22 protein-coding genes are annotated in these 25,908 nt (G+C 54.2%); 6 read left to right on the forward strand and 16 right to left on the reverse strand.

Annotation, left to right across the window (positions count from 1 at the left end):
• Positions 1 to 107: 107 nt before the first annotated feature.
• From KJS40_RS12020 to purL, 3 genes are all read right to left on the reverse strand, one after another.
• Entirely contained in the window at positions 108 to 2,210 is a 2,103-nt protein-coding gene (locus tag KJS40_RS12020; protein ID WP_244859589.1) for a M1 family aminopeptidase, read from the reverse strand.
• Positions 2,207 to 3,445, reverse strand: coding sequence for a ChaN family lipoprotein (locus tag KJS40_RS12025; RefSeq protein WP_244859590.1), 1,239 nt, complete (start codon positions 3,443 to 3,445; stop codon positions 2,207 to 2,209). Before KJS40_RS12025 ends, KJS40_RS12020 begins: the two co-directional genes overlap by 4 nt.
• A gap of 100 nt (positions 3,446 to 3,545) precedes the next feature.
• Entirely contained in the window at positions 3,546 to 7,580 is a 4,035-nt protein-coding gene (purL, locus tag KJS40_RS12030; protein ID WP_213538041.1) for a phosphoribosylformylglycinamidine synthase, read from the reverse strand.
• Between the two features lie 338 nt (positions 7,581 to 7,918).
• On the opposite strand from purL, the gene KJS40_RS12035 reads away from it, so the two are divergent.
• From KJS40_RS12035 to KJS40_RS12050, 4 genes are all read left to right on the forward strand, one after another.
• Positions 7,919 to 9,466 (forward strand): NAD(P)H-hydrate dehydratase, encoded by a 1,548-nt coding sequence (locus KJS40_RS12035; protein ID WP_213538043.1) that lies wholly within the window; start codon positions 7,919 to 7,921, stop codon positions 9,464 to 9,466.
• A 223-nt stretch (positions 9,467 to 9,689) separates the two neighbouring features.
• Positions 9,690 to 10,064, forward strand: coding sequence for a hypothetical protein (locus KJS40_RS12040; protein ID WP_213538045.1), 375 nt, complete (start codon positions 9,690 to 9,692; stop codon positions 10,062 to 10,064).
• A gap of 73 nt (positions 10,065 to 10,137) precedes the next feature.
• Positions 10,138 to 10,998: a tyrosinase family protein gene (locus tag KJS40_RS12045; protein WP_213538047.1), complete on the forward strand. Its 861-nt coding sequence runs from the start codon at positions 10,138 to 10,140 to the stop codon at positions 10,996 to 10,998.
• A 719-nt stretch (positions 10,999 to 11,717) separates the two neighbouring features.
• Entirely contained in the window at positions 11,718 to 12,701 is a 984-nt protein-coding gene (locus KJS40_RS12050) for a glycosyltransferase family 2 protein (protein WP_213538049.1), read from the forward strand.
• Positions 12,702 to 12,856: 155 nt separating this feature from the next.
• Here the strand turns inward: KJS40_RS12050 and KJS40_RS12055 are convergent, their stop codons facing one another.
• A complete protein-coding gene (locus KJS40_RS12055) occupies positions 12,857 to 13,990 on the reverse strand; it encodes a hypothetical protein (protein WP_213538051.1) in 1,134 nt (377 codons plus the stop codon).
• A gap of 284 nt (positions 13,991 to 14,274) precedes the next feature.
• Between KJS40_RS12055 and KJS40_RS12060 the strand changes: the two genes are divergently transcribed.
• Positions 14,275 to 14,877 (forward strand): peroxiredoxin, encoded by a 603-nt coding sequence (locus KJS40_RS12060; protein WP_213538053.1) that lies wholly within the window; start codon positions 14,275 to 14,277, stop codon positions 14,875 to 14,877.
• Between the two features lie 132 nt (positions 14,878 to 15,009).
• Entirely contained in the window at positions 15,010 to 15,486 is a 477-nt protein-coding gene (locus tag KJS40_RS12065) for a ferritin-like domain-containing protein (RefSeq protein WP_213538055.1), read from the forward strand.
• A 131-nt stretch (positions 15,487 to 15,617) separates the two neighbouring features.
• On the opposite strand, the gene KJS40_RS12070 is transcribed toward KJS40_RS12065, so the two are convergent.
• The 12 genes from KJS40_RS12070 to KJS40_RS12125 all read right to left on the reverse strand — a co-directional run bounded on the left by KJS40_RS12070 (position 15,618) and on the right by KJS40_RS12125 (position 25,305).
• Positions 15,618 to 15,860 (reverse strand): hypothetical protein, encoded by a 243-nt coding sequence (locus KJS40_RS12070; protein WP_213538057.1) that lies wholly within the window; start codon positions 15,858 to 15,860, stop codon positions 15,618 to 15,620.
• Positions 15,861 to 16,004: 144 nt separating this feature from the next.
• Positions 16,005 to 16,295, reverse strand: coding sequence for a hypothetical protein (locus KJS40_RS12075; RefSeq protein WP_213538059.1), 291 nt, complete (start codon positions 16,293 to 16,295; stop codon positions 16,005 to 16,007).
• Between the two features lie 237 nt (positions 16,296 to 16,532).
• Positions 16,533 to 16,997 (reverse strand): hypothetical protein, encoded by a 465-nt coding sequence (locus KJS40_RS12080; protein ID WP_025041700.1) that lies wholly within the window; start codon positions 16,995 to 16,997, stop codon positions 16,533 to 16,535.
• Entirely contained in the window at positions 16,994 to 17,569 is a 576-nt protein-coding gene (locus KJS40_RS12085; protein ID WP_025041701.1) for an acyl-homoserine-lactone synthase, read from the reverse strand. The genes KJS40_RS12080 and KJS40_RS12085 overlap by 4 nt, the downstream gene beginning before the upstream one ends.
• A 768-nt stretch (positions 17,570 to 18,337) precedes the next feature.
• Complete coding sequence (locus KJS40_RS12090; RefSeq protein ID WP_213538061.1) at positions 18,338 to 20,572, reverse strand: TonB-dependent receptor; 2,235 nt, start codon at positions 20,570 to 20,572, stop codon at positions 18,338 to 18,340.
• Positions 20,573 to 20,733: 161 nt separating this feature from the next.
• Positions 20,734 to 21,489, reverse strand: coding sequence for a PepSY-associated TM helix domain-containing protein (locus tag KJS40_RS12095; protein ID WP_213538063.1), 756 nt, complete (start codon positions 21,487 to 21,489; stop codon positions 20,734 to 20,736).
• Positions 21,486 to 22,145 (reverse strand): DUF4198 domain-containing protein, encoded by a 660-nt coding sequence (locus tag KJS40_RS12100; RefSeq protein ID WP_213538065.1) that lies wholly within the window; start codon positions 22,143 to 22,145, stop codon positions 21,486 to 21,488. The genes KJS40_RS12095 and KJS40_RS12100 overlap by 4 nt, the downstream gene beginning before the upstream one ends.
• Positions 22,146 to 22,183: 38 nt before the next feature.
• Entirely contained in the window at positions 22,184 to 23,200 is a 1,017-nt protein-coding gene (locus KJS40_RS12105) for a multicopper oxidase domain-containing protein (protein WP_213538067.1), read from the reverse strand.
• 130 nt (positions 23,201 to 23,330) lie between these two features.
• On the reverse strand, positions 23,331 to 24,344 hold the full coding sequence (locus KJS40_RS12110; protein WP_213538068.1) for a DUF2325 domain-containing protein: 1,014 nt from the start codon (positions 24,342 to 24,344) through the stop codon (positions 23,331 to 23,333).
• 100 nt (positions 24,345 to 24,444) lie between these two features.
• Positions 24,445 to 24,909: a bacterioferritin gene (gene bfr / locus KJS40_RS12115; protein ID WP_025041708.1), complete on the reverse strand. Its 465-nt coding sequence runs from the start codon at positions 24,907 to 24,909 to the stop codon at positions 24,445 to 24,447.
• Positions 24,906 to 25,145: a bacterioferritin-associated ferredoxin gene (locus tag KJS40_RS12120; protein WP_082204633.1), complete on the reverse strand. Its 240-nt coding sequence runs from the start codon at positions 25,143 to 25,145 to the stop codon at positions 24,906 to 24,908. Before KJS40_RS12120 ends, bfr begins: the two co-directional genes overlap by 4 nt.
• Before the next feature lie 28 nt (positions 25,146 to 25,173).
• Positions 25,174 to 25,305 (reverse strand): hemin uptake protein HemP, encoded by a 132-nt coding sequence (locus KJS40_RS12125; protein ID WP_213539843.1) that lies wholly within the window; start codon positions 25,303 to 25,305, stop codon positions 25,174 to 25,176.
• Positions 25,306 to 25,908: the final 603 nt, after the last annotated feature.

Below are 25,908 nucleotides of genomic sequence, written 5' to 3' on the forward strand. Positions count from 1 at the left end.
AATGCGGGAACGGGATGTGAATCGCTAATCCGCGTTGGCAACACAGATATCCCGGCCGCAGTGCAACAGACAGTACAGCCGGGAATCGCGTGTAGGGGCTAGGTCTATTAGTCGAGCTTTACCATCGGCGCGCGTGTTGGCCATGCACCGCGTCCGATCACCTTCGAACCATTGAATATTACATAGCTCTGGCGACCATAGTGCGGTAGCGGCCGCGTTAGCGCAGCGAGAGATGCGATGTCCCTCGCGGATATCACTGCGAGTGTCACGCCATCGGGACGGCTCACCGTCCAGGCTTGCGCCGAACCCTTGCCGCGCACGACGTCAGGCCGTGCAGGCAATCGATGTCTTGCAAGCCAGGCATCCACCTGCTCTTCGAGGCCGATCACCAGCGTCGGCACCGCTGGTGGCGTCTCCGTACCCGAAGCCAGCGTTGGGGTGCGGTGTTGAAGTTTTTCCGCCAGCGTTCCGGCAGTGCTGTGCACGTCCCCGCTTTCAGGAAGCAGAATGGTAGCGGCTGTCCGGTCTACCATCACCTGCCGCAGGATCGGCGGGGCCTCATCGGGCATCAAACGCCGGAACAACCGTAAATCCGGATCGAGTGTCACCTGCAGCGGTTGGGCGCTAACGTCAAGCGTGAATACCTGACGCGTTTTCTCAAGATCAAGCGTGTGAAATTCCTCGCCCCCGGCGGTACGGACCGCGACAGGCACACTTAACCGGTATGCGGGTTCCGCTTGCTCAAGCGTCACCTTGACACGATGATGTCCGGCAGCCGCCGAGCCCCCCGGCTTTGCGCGTCCCGCTTCCGCAATGCGGATAACCGGCGCCCCTCCACGGGTGAGCCACTGGTCGAAGAAAATACTCAGATCCTTCCCCGATGCCACCTCGAACGCGCGCTGCAAATCCATCCATGATGCGATGTGGAAGCGTTGGTCCTGCCAGAATGCCTGGAGAGCACGATCGAAAGTTTCGCGCCCGAGCATATCGCGCAGCATGAGGAAGACCATTGCCGATTTGTTGTAGCCAACTATCTGGGTCGCCCCATGCGTACGCGAGGTAAATGTGCTGAGCGGCGCGTCCTGCCCGGACGATAGCGCGGCGAAATCGCGTAGCCATCCGCGCCGCATGTCCAGCGCGGCTTCGGGATTTTCACGCTCTTTATACGCGTAATCTGCCATAAAGGTGGTCAGCCCCTCTGACCAGTTGCCGTGTGCGTAGTCGGGGTATACGCCGTTTCCCCACCAGTTATGCAGCACCTCGTGGCCGAGCGAAGTGTAACGAATGAATGGAAGCCGCAGCACCTCCGTCCCAAGATAGGTGAGCGTCGGCATGCCGAAGCCTGTCGGCGTAGGGCTGGAGACGACACTGAATTCGGTAAATGGATACTCGCCGATCCAGGATTCGTAGAGATCGATATAGCCCTTTACTGAATCGAGATATCCAAGTGCAAGGTCTGCGAGCTGCGGGTGGAAATAGGTCCGCAACTGGATGGGCTTGCCGCCGGTGCCGCGCATCGTACGCGTTTCGACGCTATAGGGGCCGGCCATGAGGTCGATACCACCGGTCGGTGCCAGAAACTCAAAATGTGCACGGTATCCGTCGGCCGATTCGGACTCTTCCACCAGACGGCCTGGAACAATCGCCCGTTGCCCGGGAGGAAGCTCGATGCTGACGCGATAACTGGCAAGTTTCCCTGCAATGTACGGATACCAGCCGCTTGAATCAGGCAGGAAGGTTCCGGCCTCGCCACTGGCCGGCTCGTCCCGCCCCAGCGTCTGAGCATGATCGAGCGAAGTATCGAGCGGCGTCAATTCGCCGCGCCAGCGAACCTCGATACGGCGCGGCAGGCCCTTTTCGTTGAAAACCCGCCAGGCCCGGACTTTTCCCATACTCGCGGCCGGCCCCAGCGATGTGCCATTGACCTGCGCACTCAGCACGCCGAAACGACGGCCCAGCACGAGAGTCAGTTCTTCCGACGAGTTCGCCATGATGACGCTGCGACCCTCGATACTGTGCGCCACCGGGTCTATTCGAACTTCAATTTCATAGGTGATCTCAACGGCATCGGCCGCCTCGGGGGATGTGGCGGATGCGGCGGATGCGCTGTTTGAAATAAGCGCCGACAGAATCCAAAACAGAAAAGAGACGATGGAGACGATGCTTCCATGGATATTCAAACTATGCCGCCCTGTCATCAACCTTATCATTCGCCTCCCTTCAGTATCGCTGGAAACTTGGCGATACTCTCGATTGTATCCCCGCCGCGCTTCAATTTGAGCGGCAACCACGTCCCCGGGGCCTGGCGTTTGACTATTTCGACAATATCATCCATTTGCTTGACCGGCACTCCGGCGGCTTCCCTGATCACGTCGCTCTCGCGAATACCTGCCGCCTCGGCAATACTTCCCTTCTCTACCTGCAGTATGCGCGCGCCACCATCCTGTGCCATTTCAAAGCGGATGCCAAGGCGCTGCCGTGGACGTTCATGCGATGCCACCGATGGCAATGCAACACCAAATACCGCATCGGCCAGCCCCACGGCAATCTGTCCGCAAGCGGTACCGCTATTCCAGGGGAGCAACGTGCCAACATCGGTCACCCCCAGGTCTTTCAGTTGGTGAGGAACGCCATAACCGTATTTGATATGCCCCGAACCCATGATCCCGATGACAAGAGGACGCTCTGTGCGACCCGCCGCTGAATTCAATGCTTGAGCCATGGCCCGGTCCCAGAGTTGCTGGCTCTCGACGAAGCGCCGGAAATTCGGATTATCACGACCGGCCTCGCCGTTCTTCTTGCCGCCACGCTCGTGCTCGCTGTAAATCGGCAATAGATAGTCGAGATAAGCCGTGCTCGGCGCGGCGGGAGCCATCACGCCTTCGCGTTCATTCTCCGGCACGCCGGCGAAACCTTGCGCCGAAACCGATTTTCTCAAACGCGTATCGATATTGAGTGCCAGCATCGGTATTCGGTTCATGCGTGCAAAACGGAATAATGGCAGGTAGAGATTCGCGTCCGTGCTCCAGACGGCATTCCAGTCCGAGGCAGCAAGAAACTGCGATTCGGTAAGCTCGCCCGCTACCCATTGGTCCAGCGCCTTTTGTACGCGCCTCGGAAACATTTCAAATCCGATCACCATGTCCGGCCGCAACGCATGCAACGCGGCCAACGTCTGTAATTGCCAACGATGATGCTCGGGGTTGTCGTGCATTTCACCCAGCAGCACGACCGAACGCCTGGCAGCGCGATTGATGACTTCGGTGCCGGATATCTTCCCGTCACCGGGCACGATCCAGCTCCCGGCCGGCACACAGTCCAGATTATCCTTGCCAGCGGTTTTCGTTTGCGCCGACACGATATCAAGGGAGAGACCGGAGGCGATCAATGCGAGACCAACGTATGCGGAAAAGGGAGCAAAGATAGCACTCCGAAAGATCTTCAAGCGGGATATTCCTTCATCGAACCTTCCTTTTCATATCCAAACTATCCGGCTCAGCAAGCACCGACACCGCGGGCGTCGACATGCTCGCCATGCTCATGTCTCACCCCATCCATTTACGTGCATTCCTGAACATCCGCATCCATGGTGCGTCCTCTTTCCAACCGGGATGCCATGAATGCTGGACAGCACGAAAGCCACGTTCCGGGTGAGGCATCAGTATGCTGAAACGCCCGTCTGCTGTCGTCACGCCGGTAATACCTTGAGAAGAACCACTGGGATTAAGCGGATAAATCTCGGTGGGTATTCCGTGATTATCCACGAAACGCAGCGTAACCAGCGGTGAGATTAACGAGATTTCATTCTTATCGGTGAATTCAGCACAACCTTCACCGTGCGCAACGACAACAGGCATCCGGCTCCCCGCCATGCCGTCGAAAAACAGCGAAGGACTTCGCTGGACCTCCACCATGACCAGACGTGCTTCGAATTGCTCGGATTTATTTCTCACGAACCTTGGCCAATGCTCAGCCCCCGGAATGATTTCGCGCAGATTGCTCATCATTTGGCAGCCATTACATACGCCCAGCGCAAAGGTGTCATCCTGCGAGAAAAAAGTTTCAAACTCATCGCGGGCACGCGCGTTGAACAGGATGGAGCTGGACCATCCTTCTCCTGCCCCGAGCACGTCGCCATACGAAAAGCCGCCGCAGGCGGCGAAGCCCTTGTAATCACCCAGGGAAACGCGCCCCGCGATGATATCGCTCATGTGTACGTCCGTCGCATCAAACCCGGCACGATCAAAAGCTGCGGCCATTTCGACGTGGCCGTTAACGCCCTGCTCGCGCAAAATCGCAATCCGGGGTCTGGCGCCGTGAACGTAAGGCGCGGCGATGTCGTTATCTACATCGAAGCTCAACCGCGCATGCAAACCCGGGTCACGGACATCAAGTATGCGATCGTACTCCTGCTGAGCGCACTCTGGGTTATCGCGTAGCTTCTGCATTCGATAAGTCGTCTCCGACCAGGCGCGATGCAACTCGATGCGCTTTTCCAAGAATACCGGCTTGTTGTTGCGCAGAAACCGGATTTCATCCCCGTCATTGACGCTACCGATAATAAAGCTCAGGTCGCGCAAACCTTCCGCCGATAAAATATCCAGCACATGCTGGCGCTGTGCCGTCTCTATCTGGATCACCGCGCCCAATTCCTCGTTGAACAGCGCCGACATGATGCGCTCCAGGAATCTTCCACCCAGCGCTTCCGGTTTCAATTCGCTGCCATCGATGTCGTTCGCCGCCGCATCGAAACACAACTGATCCAGATTGATGGCTATGCCAACACGCCCTGCGAAAGCCATCTCGCACAATGTGACAAGCAGCCCGCCATCCGAGCGGTCGTGATAGGCAATTATCCTGTTTTCACGATTCAGGCGTTGTATGGCGGCGAAGAACCCCTTGAGTCGCTCCGCACCCTCCACTCCAGCCATGTCCGGCGCATCATTGCCCACCTGTTTATAAACCTGGGCCAGGGCCGAACCCCCCAGGCGGTTTCTGCCCGCACCGAGATCGACCAGGATAAGGTCGGTCACGCCGCAATCCGTGCGCAATTGCGGCGTGAGCGTTTTACGCGTATCCGCTACTCTCGAAAATGCGGAAACGATCAACGACAGGGGCGCAATCACCTCTTTCTTGACTTTCGCGTCCCCGAGACCGGCTTCCGCTTCCCACACCGTCTTCATCGACATCGAATCTTTGCCCACCGGAATGCTGATTCCCAACCGGGGACACATCTCCATCCCTACCGCCCGAACCGCGTCAAACAGGGCAGCATCTTCGCCAGGATGCCCCGCAGCGGCCATCCAGTTGGCGGAAAGCTTGATCTCACCGATATGTTCAATCGGCGCTGCCGCCATATTGGTGATGGCTTCGCCTACCGCCATGCGGGCTGAAGCGGCTGGATCAATCAGCGCCACCGGCGTACGCTCGCCCACCGCGAATGCTTCGCCCAGATAGGCGCGATAACCCATCGACGTCACCGCCACATCCGCTACGGGGACCTGCCACGGCCCCACCATCTGGTCACGCGCAGTCATTCCCCCCACGCTGCGGTCGCCGATGCTGATGAGGAAAGTCTTGTCCGCTACCGCCGGCAGCCGAAGCACGCGGAATGCCGATTCTCGGAGATCCAGGCCCGCCACATCAAATGGCGCCAGCGTTTTTTTGATATGCGTCGCTTCCCGGGTCATTTTTGGCGGTTTACCCAGCAGTACGGAGAGATCCATATCCACCGGCCGATTACTGAATGCCGGATCAACCACGATAAGCTGCTCAAGTGCCGTTGCGGTACCCACTACTGCGAATGGGCAGCGTTCCCGCGCGCAAATCGCCCGGAACGACTCCAGCGATTCGGGCCTGATCGCAAGCACATAACGTTCTTGCGCCTCGTTACTCCAAATCTGCATCGGCGACATGCCTGGCTCTTCCGAGGGAATATCACGTATATTGAAATAGCCGCCCCGTCCGGAATCGTGCAGCAGCTCGGGCAACGCATTCGATAAACCGCCCGCGCCAACGTCGTGAATCGAAAGAATCGGATTAGGCTCGCCCCGTCTTTCCAGTTGCCAGCAATTGTCGATCACTTCTTGCGCGCGCCGCTCCATTTCCGCATTGCCGCGCTGCACTGAATCGAAATCGAGACTCTCGGTATTCGTTCCCGTATCCATGCTGGAGGCCGCGCTACCGCCGAGGCCGATCAACATTCCGGGTCCGCCTAATTGAATGAGCAGCGCGCCGGCTGGAAATTTTTCCTTGAAAGAATGCTGCTCGGCAATATGCCCGATGCCTCCGGCCAACATGATGGGCTTGTGGTAACCGCGCATCTCGCCGGCAATGGATTCCTCAAATGTGCGGAAGTATCCCGCCAGATTGGGCCGCCCGAACTCGTTATTGAACGCCGCACCACCGATGGGGCCTTCAAGCATGATTTGCAGAGCTGATGCGATCCGCGCTGGCCTGCCGTAAGAATGATCCGTCCCCGTTTGCGCATACGCTTCCCAAGGTTGAATAAACCCCGGGATATTCAAATTGGAAACCGAAAAACCGCTGAGCCCGGCTCTTGGTTTGGCGCCTCGACCGGTGGCCCCTTCGTCGCGGATCTCCCCACCCACACCGGTGGCAGCGCCCGAAAAAGGCGAAATAGCAGTGGGATGGTTATGCGTTTCCACTTTCATCAGGATGTGTGTCTGCTCATCGGCATAACCATACGCATTACCCTTGCCGGGGTAGAAGCGCGCGATTTTCGCTCCCTGTATGACGGACGAATTATCGGCGTAGGCCACCACCGTGCCTTGCGGATGCTGCTGGTGGGTATGGCGAATCATTGAGAATAACGATCTCGTTTCAGGCTTGCCATCTATCACCCAGTCAGCGTTGAAAATCTTGTGGCGGCAGTGCTCCGAATTGGCCTGGGCAAACATCATCAATTCCACATCGGTGGGATTGCGTCCAATGCGCATGAAATAGGCTGCGAAATAATCGATTTCATCGGGTGAAAGCGCGAGCCCCATTTCGTCGTTGGCCTTGTCCAGCGCTTCTCGCCCGCCTGCCAGCACATCCACTGACTGGAGCGGCGCGGGGGCAAAATGCCTGAATAAACGCTCTGCCGCATCGAGCGAGTCCACCACCGCCTCTGTCATACGGTCGTGTATCAGCGCGACCAGTGCGCCTTTGGCATGAGCTGAAAGCTCGCCCGCTGCCTGATCTACGGTGTGGAAATGAAAGACGACGCCCCGCTCCAGCCTTTCCACCGCCTCCAACCCGCAATGGCGAGCAATATCGGTCGCCTTGGTCGACCATGGCGATATGGTGCCGGGGCGTGGCACCACTAGCAGAAAATTGCCTTGAAACAATTGGGTCTGTGATGCCCCAACCTCTGTCGTGGATATCTTTTCTGGGGAACACTTGAGCAGCCTGCGAAGAACCGCAGTTTCATTCTCCCGCAGATCGCGCGTCACTGCGCAAAAGTACCAATATTCTGCATAAATATGGGAAACTTGCGGAGCGGTAATTTTAAGGGCGGCCGCCAGTTTTTCCAGGCGGAACGGGGAAAGTGCGCTACCACCGCGAAGTCGAAGCATTCGATAACCTGAACCGATAAATTGAGAGTGTCATTTTACACGAGAAGACAGGCCGCCCGTAGCTGGGGAGGCTTTAACCCAGATAATTCATTCGGTGGCTCTGCGAGCCTACCCGAGTGCTGGCGGTCAGTTTGCGGCTATTTTCGCCGCTTGCTCGTCGTCCATAGACCAAGGGGTGCTCACTCTTTTAAGGACTGGCTTGCTGCCATAAGGTGTCCTCAAGGCAAATATTGCGCAGCTTTGCAATTCATTACGCAAGTTGATACTCAAGAATCAAATTTCCTGAAACGTCATGTAATGACGGGACCAGATTTATAGATACCTGGACGATCGATACCATGAGCCCACCAAAACATGATAATTCCAGTGCTATTTATCTCGCCGCCGAGATCCGGGAGATCGAGCAACTTGCGGCCGCCTTACCCGGGTGGCCCCAACTCATGGAGAAAGCCGGCTTGGCCGCCGCTGAAATTGCGCGAGAAAGACTTCTGACCGCCGGCAAAACGAGAGCGCTGGTGCTCGCCGGCCCAGGCAACAATGGTGGCGATGCCTTCGTGGTGGCCCGCCATTTGCACGGATGGTGGTACAAGGTCACACTGGTGTTTACCGGTGAGCGCAAGAATCTTTCGGACGATGCGAAACAGGCATTGAACGCCTGGCTCGCCGCGAGCGGCGAGATACTCTCCGAAATCCCTGAAAATGAAACGTGGGATGTCGTAATAGACGGCTTGTTCGGCATTGGTCTTGATCATGGGGATAGGCGAAACCTGGCGGCCAGATATCTCGATCTTGTCGAGGCGGTCAACAGCATGAATCTGCCGGTGCTCTCACTCGACATTCCCAGCGGCCTGGGCAGCGATACCGGCACGGTGCATGGCGCCGCCATCAGGGCCGCCATCACCGTTACGTTCATCAGCCTCAAAGCCGGTCTTCTGACCGGGCATGGCCCCGAGTATTGCGGGGAAATATTCGTACGCGATCTTGGTCTGGACGTTTCGTCGCTGAAAGAGCCCAGCTCATGGATGATGAATCAGGCCTATGTACAACAATTATTGCCGCCACCCCGTCCCTCGAATAGCCATAAAGGCATGTTCGGCAGCATCGGCATCATCGGCGGCTCAGCGGGAATGATCGGAGCGGTACTTCTGGCGGGAATCTCGGCGCTGAAGCTGGGCGCGGGCCGCGTCTATCTCGGATTGATTGCCGGCAACGCGCTCGGTGTAGATCCTGCACAGCCTGAATTGATGTTGCGTCCTCCCCATGATTTATTCAAACTCGATAACCTGAACTGCATGGTTGTCGGCCCCGGGCTGGGCAGGGAACCAGACGCCAGCTTCTGGCTGAGCTGCGCGCTGGAATCAGACTTGCCGCTCGTGCTGGATGCCGATGCGTTAAACATCATCGCAACCGACTCCAGAATTGCCGGCCTGCTCAAGGCACGCAAAGCACGCAAGGCCTCCTCCATTCTTACGCCTCACCCTGCTGAAGCCGCACGCCTGCTGAATACCGATATCTCAACAATTCAAAACGACCGTATGACCGCGGTGGCAAATCTTGCAACCCGTTTCAATTGCTGCGCCGTGCTGAAAGGTGCCGGCAGCATTTGCGCCGAACCCGGCGGCAAACGATACATCAACGTTACCGGAAATCCGGGTTTAAGCAGCGCGGGTACGGGGGACGTATTGTCCGGCATTGCCGGTGCTTTTCTGGCACAGGGACTCAGCCCGGAAAATTCTCTATTACTCTCGGTCTATCTGCATGGCGCTGCAGCGGACGCATTGCAGAAACAACATGGCGGCCCGGTGGGGATGATCGCGTCGGAAATCCCGAATGCCGCCCGGACCTTGGTTAATCGATGGATTTATGACGCCGGAGTGCTGCCATAGCACTTCTATCAGACGAATTTCTGGATAAATCGCTTACGTTCGGTAGCCCACGGAGGAACGTCAGAATACCGAGTATATGGTATGAATATATCCCTTTAAACTGCAACATAAAGCAGCCTGATCACCCGCATTAGTCAGCGGGTGCTGCGCCTGAACGACAGCGAAACCGGGGTATTTCCAAAACTGGCAGTAATCGACCGTAACGCGTAACCAGGAGGCCATCATGGCAAATCAATTTGTACTGAAGGGACATCATATCGAGGTCAAGTATACGGTCGGCATCACTCCCGGCTTGACTGCGCTCACCTATAAAGAAGGATCGGTTTCCCGGAATTTCAAGACAAGCGAAATTACCACCGATCAAACAGCGCTTGGTTCACTTGTCTCGGTTCCGCTGGCAAGGTCGGTTGACACAGGGGGCACGATTTTCGCTTTTTTTCTGCCGAATATCGAAGTTGCGCGAGGACAGACAGCCGACTTCACGACCGTCGCCATCCATGAAGAATTCAGCGGACCCGACTCGGTGCCGCATCGACCCACAACCTGGCAAACCTTCGTGATGCATGGTACGGCACAAAGTGTAATAGTACCGCTCTAGCGCGGCTGGCAGCGGCCAGCACGCTCTGACTCCCCGACGTAATCAGACGTGCTTCAGCCCTGGAGGCAACTGTATGGACATCCGCCACAATCATCGGGACCTGAGCCCAGCGCAGAAAACAGCGTTTGTCAACGCTGTGCTGGCGTTGAAGAATAGCGTCGATAGCATCCTGCACCCGGGTATGCAGAAGCGGTATGACGACTTCGTGGAAGTACACAAGAATGCGATGACCGGACCGGCAATGTTCGAGCCGATGCCCCACGGAAGCTCACTCTTTTATCCCTGGCATCGTATTCTGCTTCGGCAGTTTGAACTCGCTCTTCAGGCTGCCGGCAACGATTCTTCGATCATGCTGCCCTATTGGGATTGGAATTATTCCAGCACGAGCAATCCGTTTACGCCTGACTTCTTGGGAGGGGATGGCGACGAAGCTCAGGGAGGGCGTGTCACGATCGGCCCATTCGCCTTTACTACCGGCAAATTCCAGGTGCGCGTATGGGATGATCCCTCTGGAGATCCGGGACTCCGACGCGAGTTCGGGGAGGATTCAACCGCCTGGTTGCCAACCTCCAGCGACATCTCGGCGTGCGTGGCCAAGACGCCGTATTGGCCTGGTCCTTCCGGCTTCGAAAGTGTTTCGGAGGGCGTGCTGCATAACCCTGTCCATCGGTGGGTCGGGGGAAACATGGCCGACGCGAGTTCTCCAAACGATCCTGTCTTCTTTCTGCACCACGCATTCCTGGATATGCTGTGGGAGCGATGGAAGCAACAACATCCGACGATACCGCCATACACTCCTGCCAGCGGTGCCCCAGGCCGAGACTTGAATTCCACTCTTGTGTTCAACGCATCGAACGAACCATCGCCGTGGACGCAATCGTGGACGGTTCGACAGGCTCTTGACCCGCATATGCTAGGGTACAGCTACGCGTGACAGTACGCGGCATGCATCGCCGCGTACGCCAAATCAACATCCATTCATTGCTGCCAGGAACTTCCGCGCCATTTGTTGCGCACAAACACTTTCAGTGCACCCGATATCGCTTCCGCATCGACGGTTTGATGGATGGGCTTGAGGGGGAGCATTCATGGTCTTGCGAACTTCCCGCATTACCGATTAATGCTCAACGCGCCGTGCAGGGTCAAGGGTAAACGATCAGATACCGGTTTTTTGTCTAATGGATGATAGCGTCATTTCCAGACCAGGAAACATACGCCATAAATTCACTCACCCAACCTGATCCGGTCCTCACGTAAGCGTGGATGGCGGAAAATGATTATATGTCAAATAATCAATAAATTCATTCGATTACTACGCATCAGATTGCTTTTCTGGGTAGAAATGCATAGGTCTTAAATTTACTGAAGCTGGATAATATCTGACATTCACAATGACATTTACGTATTACTTCACTAATAACCCACCTCTTATAAATTTGACTGTCATATGGTCAGCTATTAGAATGAGCGACTTTTTTTGGCAACCCTTATGGTCAGTTGGATGTTTAACATACTGTTTCAGTCCCCACGCTCGTGAAAAGTTTCGTGAGGACGCAATTATTCGCTCGCTGGAAAATTTTTTGGGCTTCGAGCATATTCGGAAACGTGAACCGAGCGACAGGTCGGGACCGAAAGAAAACGACGCTCATCTCGATGATCAGAGACGAGAAAGGCATCCTCGAAACTTTTTGTGCACATGCTTTATCCTTGTTCGATCGAATTATCCTTATTGATCACCTCTCTTCTGATGGCACGAGAGAATACATAAAACTCCTGTCGGAAAAACACCCGAATATCGAATATTATTTCTTCGACGAACCCGGTTATTATCAGTCCGAATTAATGACCTGGGCTGCAAAAAATCTTGTGAATAACAAAGCACAGGGATGGGTATTCTTTCTCGATGCAGACGAGTTTTTGCCGTTTAAATCCAAGGAGGAGTTCGATCGCAAGCTTTCGCAACTCGGCTCATCCCCGGTAATTTTCATGCCATGGCTTAATCTGGTACCGCTGGATATGGAAAGCGGCAGCGTGATCAACCAATTTTTTCTGAAGCCGCCAAAACCTTCGCGCCATCGCAAGATCGCGTTCCAACCCAGCCTTATTCCATCAAGCGATTATTTTGTCGTACAGGGCAATCATGCGTTCTTCATAGGCACCAACTCTTCGAAAGTGAAATTTCCCGCAAAAGAAAGTTTTCCCATTTATCACCTACCGATAAGAACAAAATGCCAGCTCCAGAAAAAAATTCTGAACGGAGTGAAGTCATACGGGCATATGGGTCGCGATCGTAATGGCAAAATAGGTTCCCATTGGGATGAAATTCATCAAATCATGGAAAACACCAGTCTTACGGATGAAATGATGGCTGGAATTGCGGCCCAATATAGCGACACGTTGCATCCGCCTTATGAAAGAAGTCTTGATGAGCTACGGAAAGAGGGTTATAGCGAATTGCGGATGGAGATATGTTTCTCAAGACCCATGATTTCCTTCGATAGCATCGCCAAGGGCCGAAAAGACGGGGTTATCGGCGAAAACGATGGTTCTTCCAGTCAAGCGGCAAATCACCGGAAGATAGATTTCAATCGATCCACGCGTTCCGTGCAAATTACTAAAGAACAGGAGCCGAGTTAAACAGCATTACGAAGAGTTGATTACCCTTCATAAGCGTTTCCTTAAGTGGCCAGCATTTCTCAGCATATTCTGAGTCAAGACTTATCGATCTGCACATTCCGATTACGTTTTTTTGTAAAATTTCCTGATATGGGATTTAAGTTCATTTAAATGAGCTAACGAAGAAAGCGCATCGAAAGTTTATTTTTTAAAAGGGAGACCTTAAGAGCGGCAAGCCATATGCCGGCTATTTTTCTTTCCGAGCCGGTCTCAATGATTTCCTCCAGGGTGGGGAGCTGGGAGGCTCTCCTCGTTCGAATTCGAAGAATCTGCCAAACAGTGGGCAGACCAGACAATGATTCAGGCAAAGGCGCACCCACCGCGAGAAAATTCATTTTGGTGCGCAAGCATTTTTCGCAGATACCGCAGTTCTTGCCGGTCAATGGCCCTTGCCAGCAAACGCGAAGATTGCGCAAACCTGTCGGCCAGTCAGTAATACCTTCCGCCTTTTCAGTCCGAGAGAATTCCGCCCCGTCATAGACCACCCTGAAATCGCTGCTTGACAGCATGGCATAGGTAATCGGATTGCCTCCCCATGGAAGAGCGAGGTTTCTGTAATCATCATCCGAGCCTAACAGCGCCGTATCGGCCATTCCTTGCCACTGCCGCAAACATGTGGAAACGCCTGCCCCAAACTCTAAATTCCAGTTCACGGAGGTTTGAGCTCTCCAATTGGTTTTTATGACAGCAATGGGAACACCCAAAGACCTTAACGACTCGGCAGCAGTTTTGTAGGTCGTCTCAAATGCCTGATGCGCGTCGATTGGTATATCGAAACCATGGATCAGGACACCCGCAATCAATTTTTTGTTTCTGCGCCCGACTTCTCCGGAGACATGCCGCCATGCCGTAAACGAGGCATCGAGCCCTCCTGAAAACGCAGCAACTGCCTGACCGCCGATAACAGATGGGGACGACTTGCGGGGGGTGCGTACTTCCTCCGCTGCGCTGATGCTTATACGCTGATACAGGTCAGGACGCCAATTGACCCAGGAAACGACCAGGTCTTCCAGGTTTTCCAGTAGCGATGCGCTTACCGGACCATCAACATGCAGGTTCTTCCCGTGATGCATGGCAAAAAACACCAGCCCGGTAGCTGCAATATCATGCACAGTCAACCTTGGGGGAAGTATGGAATCATCTCCTGAAATATCCCACCAGATCTCCTTATCGTCAAATTTCACTGTTCGCTTGACGCTACCACGCGAGCGTGTCTCGGAAAGGTAGGCTTTAAGACTATGTTTTTTCACGAATGGATTTTTTTAATTTAATGGAATTCCCTTATGGAACGGAAGAAAATTGCCGGCATCGCCAGCTCTTCCGGAATGTTGAATTATACAGCGTGACGCAAAGAAGCCCGGCAGAGCGACACAGGAGCAGAGATTTGGAGCTGTGAGGTGCGGCGCACAGAGGAACCATTGACATGCAGTCTATAATGGCAGACGGTGCAATGTAAAAATGCCGAGGATATGCAACGCCCGAAGCGCATTTGATGAAAACGCTTCGATTCCATCAGCCAAAAAGGAGAATCTCAATGTCAGTACTCGTAACCCATCTCGCGCCCGACTTTACCAAGCCCGCTGTCCTGCCGGATGGCACCTTCAATGATACTTTCAACTTCCATACGGAAATTTCCGGTAAATACGCCGTGCTGTTTTTCTATCCGCTCGATTTCACTTTTGTCTGCCCTTCGGAGATTATTGCTCACTCGCATCGGGCGGAAGAATTCCGCAAACGCAACGTAGAAGTGATCGGCGTGTCCGTGGATTCCCAATTCACTCATTATGCCTGGCGCAATACCACGGTGGACAAGGGTGGCATCGGTCCTGTGGGCATCACCTTGGTAGCCGATGTGGGTGGCGATGTCATGCACGCGTATGGCATCAGCCATCCGGATCACGTTGCGCTGCGAGCCTCTTTCCTGATCGATAAAAATGGTGTCGTGCGTCACCAGGTCGTCAACGATCTGCCGCTTGGGCGCGACGTGGATGAAATGCTGCGCATGGTAGATGCATTGCAGTTCCATGAAAGTCACGGCGAAGTTTGCCCCGCCGGATGGAAAACAGGAGATCCCGGCATGAAGCCGAGCCCGGAGGGGGTAGCAGAATATTTAGGTGCTCACGGCTCGGCGCTGTGAAGCATCGTGATGCATTGCACAACACTATACGGCAAGGAGATGCTGCGAAAATGAATAGCCCCGCTGTGCTGCCGGTTATGAGATAGACGTAGCACCACCCTGCCGATTCTTGCAATCCCAAAGGAGAAACTCATGGACTTCGATAAAGACAAGGCGATCGCATTGCTGAACAAGATCATGGAACTGGAACTCGCCGGGGTGGTACGTTACACGCACTATTCATTGATGGTTTATGGCTACAACCGCATTCCTGTCGTCGCCTGGCTCAAGGAGCAGGCCGAAGAAGGGTTGCTGCACGCGCATAAGGCCGGCGAACTTGTCACGCTGCTGGGCGGATACCCGTCACTTTCGATCGGGCCTCTACTGGAGACACATCACCACGACATCGGCGATATCCTCAGGGAATCTCTGGCTAATGAAAAGGAGGCATGCGCCGCCTATTACCAGCTGCTGGAGCTGACCCAAGGCAAATCAGTGCTATTAGAGGATTATGCACGGGGCCTCATCGTCGAGGAAGAGATGCACGCGGATCAGGTCAACAAGATGCTGCGCAGAACCGGCAGAACCGGCGTTTACGAGGCGCCCCAGAGCGGATCGCAGCAGCCATGATCGGCAATCGGGGCCTCCTTCTCCAAAGAAAGAGAGGGGGCATGGCAGGGTAATTTTCACGCTGGACGTATCAGCCAGCGTGAATGCAATCTGGCTTCGCTCAAACCGAATCGGCAAAAAAAGAAACGGAATTACTCGCTATTCCCCGTACTGCTATGCACCATGCCGCTTAACTGAATCATCAAGTCAATCTCACTTTCCTCCTCACTCGGAATGTCGCCGGATAGATGGGATTCCAGCAACTCACGAAGTGCGGTCAGAGGACTTGCACCAGGTGTATCGCCGGATTCGGCCGACTGCAAGGCCGCTTCGGCTGAACCCAGACCCGTCCCTTTAGTACGGGTAATCGTTCGGTACCTTTTATATATACCCATGTGCCTGATCCGGGTGTATCCAGGATGCCAAAATTTTAACTGCCGAAAAGCCCGATGATGGTTGAGAAATTCGTGAAGGGTTCACAAGGAATTTTTTCCCGCCATTCCTGGCACTGACTGACATGAAGTCGTATCATTTGTACCTCAGCCAAAACGTTTTTTCCGGATTTTGACTTTTGATGTGGCGGGATAACCGCGTCGGCCTAACCTGGGAGAACCTCCCAGGTCATCCTGGACATTAACCGATAATCCGCGAAGGTCGGCGTGGCTTTCGCCTGCGGCGCCGAGGCTGTCAAACATTGCAATGATTGGGTCGGCGCTAAAGTTTCTGCGCCCTGATATAGCGCGTCTTTGCCGAGCAGGGCCGGCGCCAGTCCGGGCGTTCTCTGTTTCTGTCGATAACAGCTTCACTAACGCGGGTAATAAGGGATGCATGGTGCCTCCTGTGATAAACAGCGCTGCTCAAGATGATTTGCGAACTGGTCAGAATTTTCAGGTTACCCGAAATAGATGACGTTACGATGAAGCTTTATCCAAGTTTGAAAAAATAACGGAACCTTGCGACTTACTTCAGTACCCTGGCCTGCTGTCGATAGCTGAGCGGTTGAATAATCGATATAAAAACCGGGGCAGAAAATTGTTCCGGCTCGGCCCGCCTGCTGGTCGATATTTTTATCCCCGTCCCGAATATTCGAATGTTATCGGCTCCAGCATTGGCCGCTCGCATTCATCCCGCATCAATGCAGCGGTTTCTCCCAACGCGATTTCCTGGAGGCGGCAGCGCATATTCAATACCCCATTGCCGGACTCGAAAACACCACAGGTATGCAAAGGTTCGCGGCTCGCCTTATATCGATCAGACGCCACGTTGGGCGCTACGTCAGACCCCACGTTATTCATCACCGCCACCGGCAGATGCGGGTAGCGCCGTCTCGCTTCCCGTATCCATTGCAGCAGAGTCACCTGTTGGGTGCAATCCTGCACCGCCCCATCGACAAGGACCATATCGTATGCGCCCAGATCCGGCTCGGGGAAGCTTTCCAGCGATTTCCGCTCGAGCCTGTGTTTTGACTTCTCAAGCAATAGTTGCAGAATTCGACGGGTATCCTGCTTTTCCCCCATCAGCAGAATATTCATGCTGCCTCCCTTTGTGCATGCTCTGGAAGTGTGCCGAACAAGGAAAACTCCGTGATCGCATCGATCTCGATATAACAAGCCACCGTCAAAACCCGACCGATCTTGATAGGCGGCCCTATTCTTGAGACATTAACGCCAAGCTTGCGTATCAACCTCTCGACCGCGACGGTAGTCACGGTTACGTAACGCTTGATGCCGTTGTGCCGGGCAAAACGGAATAGCGTCTGCATCATCTTTACCGGGATCTCGCTGAAGCCGAAGCCCGCGCTTTCGTACTTCGGTACCGTCACGGCAAATCGGCTTAATTCCCACACATCGGCTTGCTGCGGTGCCGGCTGTCCGTGCAATAGCTGAGGGAAAGTATCCTTCAACATGTTGGGCCCCATGGTCGGAAGCAAACGCCAGCAACCCAGCACCTCATCTTCATCTCCTTTCGCCAGGACATACACCGGATTGGCATGATCGAACTCATCATGTTCCATGCCGTTATCGTCGGTGACTTCCCAGCCCAGCCGCTCATGAAAAACCTCATGCCTCAGCCGATACATTCCCGCCACTGCCCGTTGGTCCATTGACCCGTTTCCGTGTTGCGCAAGCATTATCTGTCCCATTGTTTTCACCCGTCGTTTGGTTGATGACGGTGCTATGAAACAACGGAACCCAAACCTAGAATAGCTGTAGAATCTTACAGGCGAAAGGAAGAAATACCTGCTGTAACCGTTAGTTGTAGCGGGTTTGCGGCGTTAGCACAGACCTTTATTCGAGGAGCTTTTTTGGGAGAATTAGTGGTAAAAACGAGCTTGGATAAGGTGTCTTTCGGCAATTGTATTGCTGTGATGTTTCAGGTTTTCACCTGGGTTCGATGCCGTCATGAAAATTTTGCAATGAACCTGCACGGACGCGATGACGGTCGATATCGGCTTTGGAACGTATTTGAAAAAGGCGAGGAAAACGAAGACGCGAATGAGCGTTTTTTTGTCAGGAAATCGGCAAAATAGAGGTGTGAGCGGCGAGGTGGAAGGCGCAATAATTGCAGCGCATTGCGCCTCGCAACGAGAGCTCCGTCAAGTTTCCCGTCGGGAGATCGTTACGTAACGACGCAGCAATTTTTGGTGAAGGAATCTGTGCTGAACGCATGCCAGCCGGGATGATGGTGGCAATAGTTACGTATCGCGTGGACTCTCATGTTGGTTGACCCGGAATTGACGGGCGTCTTCATACGGCGCAATGCGCTGCGCTTATTGACGCCCTACCGTCGGGTTACAGTCCAGTCGGGCTATTCCCGGGTCTTGTGCAGGTTTAACTACTCCGTATGGTTTAACTTCAATTCATGAAAGCGTTCAATTAAAGTTGAAACGGATGCTACCGAAGGCGCTGAGGGGATTGCCAGGCAAGGCGCCCGCAAACGTGGGATTGGTATAATAGGTCTTATTGGTCAGGTTTTTTACGTTGACCGCGAGTTCCACCTGTTTGATACGATAAGAAATGGCCGCATCATAAACGACGTAAGACGGCACCTTCAGCAGGTTTAAAGTGTCAGCGTAACTGTTGCCTTTATAGGTCACGCCAAAGCCCAATGTTACGCCCCGCGCAATCCCGCTTTGAATCTGGTAGCTGTTCCACAAACTGGCCATATTGGTAGCAACGCCTACTGGGCGGCCGCCGAAAACACTTCTCGATACGCCAAGAACAGCATTGGTTGCCACATTGCGTGCCTGTGTTTCCGGATCCATCCACACCCCGTTACCTATGATGCTCAAGCCGTCAATCGGACGCAGGCTCATGGTCACTTCCACACCCCGCGATCGATCTTTTCCATCCGGCGTGGCGTTAGCACCGCTACCTGGCAGGGTGATGAAATAATTGTTGCGGCTGCTTTGAAACAGCGCCACGTTCACGTCTGCCCTGCCATCCAGCAGCATGGTTTTCGCCCCCACTTCTATCTGATCCGAGGTTTCCGGCGCATTCGATACTGCCTGGGCCTCGGTCGTCAGGTTGACGAAAGCCCCCGTGCTATAGCCCGCGTAAAAAGCTAAATTCTTGGTGGGTTGATAGACTCCACCGGTTGAGTAGGTAGTTATCGATTTGGTCTGTACTATTTCACGATATCCGTAATTACCGGAGACGCGCTGAAACCCCTTGTCGCTCCACTGGACCAAATCATTTCGAATGCCGAGCCGAAGCTTGAATTGCTCACTCAAATCAATCTGATCCTGCGCATAAAAGGAGGTTTGATCACTACTGATTCGGCGATCAAACATGGCCGTGGGTCCTGAAACCCCAGGCGAGTTTAGTGAAGTTTGCAGATCGACCGGGTTGAAAAGATTGAGGTTGCCAAGTTTAAAATCAGAACGGGCTGTAGCAATGTCGGTATTCTTGTATTCGAACCCGCCTAAGAACGTATGCTTAACCGGACCGGTAGTTGTTTTCCAGATAAATTCGTTTTGAAATGTGGCGAACGCCGAATTATCAAGTTGATGGCGCGCATCGCGTCCAGTAATCTGGCCGAATGCACCTGCACTACACGTCGAATTCACCACGCTTCCGCAAGCCTGATTACCGCCCCCATTTCGAATCATATCCAGTGTCCGCGTATCGTATGTGAATGCTGTACGCATGGTCAGGTTATCGGATACTGTCCAGTTATGGACGGCGCTGATGCGATTGAGTATATTGCTGGTCCGGTTGAACGGGCTGTAGTAGCGGTTGTTGCGAGAGACGGATAACTGGGAATTACCATCGAAAACCGTGCCGTAATTATCCGGCTTGATATGTATGTCGCGATGATCGTAGTCTATCAGAAGCGTTTTATCGTCCGCCAGGCGCCAGATGAAACTGGGGGATACCTCGTAGATATTCCGCTCGAGTCCGCGGAAACCGTCGGCATGCTCTATATCCGAAATGACGCGTCCGGCAACACGGTCCCCCACGGGACCGGTCAGGTCCACGAATCCGTTATAGGTGCCGAAGCTGCCGATCATGGTACCCGCGGTCAGGCCAAAGGTCCTTTGCGGCTGCTTGGTAATCATATTGATGCTGCCGCCGGGGCCGGCGACGCCAAACAGCGCAGAACCCGGGCCTTTTAATACCTCGATACGCTCGACATCGTACATGGTGCGGTAATAACCGTTTTGCGGGGCGGTTCCGTCAGGCATGTTGTCGCGAAAAAAGCTCAGCGCCAAGCCGCGCGACGTAAAGTTATTGGCAAATCCATAACCGCCGCCCATCAGGGGCTGCACGCTGCTGACGTTGCGCATGGCGTCATTCATGTCGATCACGCCCTGCTCGCGCAACAGCGCGGCTGGCACGACGGCAATGCTTGCGGGAATATCGCGCGACGGCGTGTCCGTCTTGCTTCCGGTCGTCGCCACATCCTCAATCGTGCCGGGGCGGACCCGGCCGGTCGTAATCTTGATTTCCGGCAACTCCGCCTTTTTTTCGGTTTTTTCAGGGTTGACGCTTTTTTCCAGATTGCCTGCGCTTTCCTGGGCTACCGCATGCGATGGTATAAGTACCCACGCCAGCAACAAGGCCACATGGACGCGCCGGAATTCGAACTGGGACAGTTTTTTCATTGATCGCTCTGTTATATTTTAATTATTGGCTGGCTACAAGCGACGATGGCGTTGGCTGGCTATGGGATTTGTTTGCCCTGCGGGAGCAAGGGAACTATAGATTTATATGGGCAGTGTTTCCCCTCGACCCTTGTTGATTGGCGATGGAAAAAAAGATAATTTCATGACAGCGATAGCGTGGTGAGCATAAGAACGACAGCAGAGGTAAGTACCGTGCCGATCAACCCCGCCGCCATCAACCGTGGACCATGCAGACGGCTCCACAGCAAGGTGCCGGTTATCGCGAGAACCAGCAAACCGCAAGCCAGCGTATCGGTGAGCAATATCCACACATTGGACATGCCGGTTCCCTTGTGAAAATTGGCCAGTGTTGCCCAGGCGTTGGCTTCTTTCTGCTCGACGCGTGTTTCCATGTCGCCTTGCCAGTATTCCGCATTAAGGCTGAGGTTGGGCGTGGTAAGGGTGACGCGCCAATTTTCGGGTTGGTTTATCTGGCCGCCGCCCCAGGGAACCGGACCGCCGGGTTTTTTCACGATACGCGATTTGGCGTGGGGCATTTTAAATTTCACGCGCAGCCAGGCTTCCAGCGCTTCCGCCGATTGCAAGCTACCCACCGGCGGTGTGAGCGTCTGGTGAGTTTCGTGCTGCGCAGCAAGCGGGATTTTCATCTCGCTACGATGATTCAACAGAATACCGGAAGTGCCGAATATCAGGCCGAGTACCGCTCCCCATAACCCCATCCAGGCGTGCGTTCGGCGCAGCCAGACAAGAAAACGGCCCCGCTTCATACCCTGCGATAAAAACAGGTAACCGCGCGGCTCGGTAACCGGGCGTGGCATTGCGCTTGCCCCGGCCGCGCTTTGCCTGGTTGCAGGCGTAGTTACAGTGACCGGTGCGTCGGGTTGCAGCGTACTCATCTGTAAATGCTGAACGTAACCTTGTGGCTCTCGACGGCATATGCCTTGCCTTCGAAATTGCCCGGATTGATCAACTCATGCTTCGCCTCGACCACATAAAGGCCGGGTTCCAGCACGGTAAGCGGAACCTCTCCTTTCTCGTTCGTATGCAAATGCTTTTCCCAGCCATTGGGCGCAATAATGATAACCTCCGCCTTCGGGACGGGCTTCCCCTGGAAGCTCAAACGCAGCAGGTTGTCGCTGCTATGTATATCGAGCGGCAAACTGCCGCCGTTGCCCAGCCGTGCATAGAGAAACCTTCTTTGCACCGGGGCAGGGTTTTCACCCTGCGGCTCGCGTATGGGTTGTTTGAGCGCTTGTACCAGCACCGTCGCTCCCCCGCCGGGTATCGCAAAATAATTATTCTGGCGACTTGCTTCGACAGACTTTTCCTTACCGTTCGCATCGATCACAGCCACTGTCGGTTGAACAATGTTGTCGAGCTTGCCGGGTGAGACTTCGCGCCGATCTTCGGCGTATTCGCCGAAATAAAGTTTCGAGACTGCGGTCTCGCCCTTATCGCTTTCGAGCCACAATGCGTGTGCCGCGGCGTTGAAGCTGAGCAGACCACCGACGATGGCGATAGCTACAGCAGGGATAATGCGTGTGATCTTCATTAGATTTTTCCTTTTTTTATATATACCGAGGGAGCTGACTATTTCGAGCGGTTTTCCTTTGTTTCAGGCAGGACGCGCCAGCGCGTGGACATCCCCGCCATCATATGGTCGTCTACATGGCAATGCAGCAGCCAGTTGCCAACCGAACGCGGCGTCATGTCGACCGAGGTCATGCTGGCGGGCAGCACCTCGACCACATCGGTGCGGCGTCCATGGTCGAGCACCGTCTGCCCATGCCAGTGCACGGTATGATTGTCCGTTTCATTGCCGAGTGCGACGACATGCCAGCGGACGCGCTTTCCCAGACTTGTTTCATAGCCATGCAGATTACCAAAAATACGGCCGTTGATCGTATGCTTCATGCCACTTTCTTCCCCGTTCTCTTCATTGAAGATCATGAACAGGGTCGTAAATTCCTGATCCACGTCGCGCGGCGCGGGATCAGCGGCGGAACGCGCCATGCCCTGCCGCGTGACGATAATAGTGCCGATGAGGCCGAGGTTTGCTTCTTCATCTTCCATGACATGAGAGTGGTAAAGCCAGACGACTGATGAAGGGTCTGCCGGGCCGGGCCCTGCGTCTGCGTCCACCACCCAGGTATAGGTAAATGATTTACCGGGAGGAACGGCAGCCCCCATACCGGGGCCATCCGCGCCTTCGCTGGATTTGTCGTAAAGCAATCCGTGCGGATGCATGGAAAGCGGCCGGTCGGTTTTATTCAGGAAATGAACTTTGAGGGTATCTCCCACCACGGCTCGAATCTCGGGCCCCAGAATTCCCATCCATGTGGGCTGTGGCAGCGGTTTGCTATAATTTTTGTCTGCATAACCGATATAACGGTATTTAGGGTATGTCAGCGTCGTACCCCACACCCCGAGCCCGGCATCCGGCTTGAGCAGATTTTGCCCGGATGGCGCGTAGTTCCAGGAAGTTTGCTCCGCCGCTACCCAGTACTCTCTCACTGCCGCCTGTGCTGCCTGGGCCGGAATCCACATACAGAAGGCAATAATAAAAGTCGCCAGTGCCGTAATCCTGCCTTTATAACCAATGCTCATGTGCTTCTCCGGGACCATGAAGCAGCCATAAATAGTGAACCGGCGGGCCTCCTCCGCTTGGCGTCCGCCCACGCGCCTCTGCCGTGACTACGCACGCAAATCATGTTTAACTCTGTCATGGGTAACTTTATTAGACGATGGAAGTGGATTGAACAGGGCTGTCACACCCGGCGGGTGCCGTAGCTAACGCAGCCAGCGTTGCCACACCCTTGCGAAAAGTAGGCAGGCCCGAACGGTCGAGCAATACGCAGGGCTTGCCCGAATATTTACAGTAGCGCTTCACAGTAAAATAGGTGTAGTGGTTTACGCAATCGACCGGGCAAACCACCAGATCGGCATGGTCGAGCAACGCAGGAAGATGATCCCCACCGTGAAGCGGGCCTCTACGATAGATGAGCAACCTGCCGCCTGAAGCCTCTACCATGCGGTGATACTCCGGGTAGAGTGCAGCGCGGCCACCCACGCACAGGACGCGACGCCCGGCAAGATCGAAACCAGCATGCGCACCGGCTTGTTTCTCATCAAGACTATCGCAACCCCCTGTCGATTCTGCGGTAGATGCACTGCCAGGATGCCGTGACGCCCCGGGGGCCGCAGGCGTCCCAGGCGCGGCGGAGACCTTGACCAGCGGAACCCAATCTGTTTCTGGTGGGACAGCAATTTCCGCATCGGCGAGCTTGCGCTCAAGCAGATCGATGCGTGACAACAATGCTTGATGACTGTCAGCCGGCTTCGATGCAGTTGTTGAATCCTCTGCCGGCAAAAACGAGGGCTTATTCGAAACCCGTCCGTGGCGCACGGTCCTGGCGAGTCCGGTATGCTGTAAAAAGAAGGCGCTGCGATTGATCCCGAGAAACGAAAACGACTTGACGACCTGATCGAATTTCTTTTCCAGCAATATCAGCAAATGGCGGGCAAAGGAATCATCGGAGTTGTGAGCGCTGTGCGGATTGGCACGGCCGGCCCAGCTAACGGCTTCTTGCCGCAGGCCGGATAACAAGTGGGCGCTCAAGTCTTCAACGGCATGGAGGCAAGCAAGTAGAATCACGTCGGGGCTGGGTGCTTCTGCAATCATGGGGGCGGTAACGCTCAAGGTCGCTGAACCGGTTGTCCTGGTTGCCCTGGTTGTCTTTAGCTGCTTCACAGCCCGCGCTCCGTGACAGGTTATAAAAAAATGCTGGCTTGCCCTGTACGGACTGGCTGGCGAAAGCCGCTGGGTAGGAGAACCCAGCGGCACGGATAATTTACATCTGGCTCTGCAGCCAGTTCTGTATGCCTACCTTCTGCATTACATCCAACTGCGTTTCCAGCCAGTCGATATGCTCTTCGGTGTCTTCGAGAATTTCTTTAAAAAGCTCTCGCGAAACATAATCCTTCGCCATTTCGGAAGCCGAGATGGCAGCCAGCAGAGTCTCGCGAGACGTCATTTCGAGCCTGAGGTCGCAAGCGACGCATTCTTCAGCCTTTTCACCGATCAGGAGCTTGCCGAGCTCTTGCAGATTGGGCAATCCTTCCAGAAACAGGATGCGCTCGATCAATGCATCGGCATGCTTCATTTCCTCTATTGATTCTTCGTATTCTTTTTTGCCCAGGCTTTCAAAACCCCAGTTTTTATACATGCGGGCATGAAGGAAGTACTGATTGATGGCCGTCAATTCGTGTTGCAGTTGGCGGTTGAGCCACTGGATAATGTCTGCGCTGCTTTTCATGTTGATGCCTCCTCAGGCGAGATCTCGTATAAGCGAGTGGGTTTGTGTAGATGATGTTGCGACAAGGTTTTTTGCATCAGTGCTTTTTCCAGCACCTCCTTGGCATGGCAGGCACATATTCCGCATTGCCCGCTCACACCCAGGCAGGTCTTCAAATCCCGCATCCGGTCGGCGCCTCGGGAGACAGCTTCCCGGATTGCGGTATCAGTTACACCTTTGCATACACAAATATACATGATGAGCGCCTAAAGTCTACTAATTCAACTATTTGGTTAAAATAAGCTTGCCGTTACGGGTACGCCGCAACCGGTATTGTTCGCCCTGATGCTGGATAAATATCTCGTCTCCCTGCGAAAACAGGGTATCGCTAAAGATGCGCCTGTTACGGTCCAGCATGACGAAGTTCTGTTTATCGACGTTGGTTTCCGGAACTGTAAGTAACTTTTCCATTTGGGCCGTTTCCGCAATTATTAATGAGAATGATTCGTATTATAGGCAACTTTAAACGAAATGCAAGAGTGCGGATAAAAATATTTTAGGGATTTATTCTGGACGGAATTTTTGGGCTCGATATCGCGCCGGCAGTCGAATAACTGGAGCCGTCTTTCCGTCTTTCTCTCGAAAGCGCAATAAGATGCTTCTTCCAGATGGAAGGCTAACGGTAGCTTTGCCATTTCCACGCAAGCGTGAATCCGCAATGCAGCATCAAAGACCGAAATCAGGATGCCTTCTCTAAACCAGAGGCAACCGACTCTCTACAAAGATCGAAAAAATGTCGCGCGAGCTTATGGGCGTGCTTGGTACTTCGAAGTTTAAAAGCGGGAATGAGATGCCTGCCGGTTGGCGCTTAAGCCTGAGAGTCAGCCTAAATGTGTAAAATATTTTGTGTTATGCTTTACGCCTACACGGCACGCCGCAAATAAATTCGTCCTATGCTGCATATGTTATTAAGCGCCGCTTTCGAAGCGGCTAAAATGATGCCGCATGAGAAAGACAGTT

Origin of the sequence: Nitrosospira sp. NRS527 (assembly GCF_018406445.1) — a bacterium.
In the GTDB taxonomy this organism is placed as follows: domain Bacteria; phylum Pseudomonadota; class Gammaproteobacteria; order Burkholderiales; family Nitrosomonadaceae; genus Nitrosospira; species Nitrosospira briensis.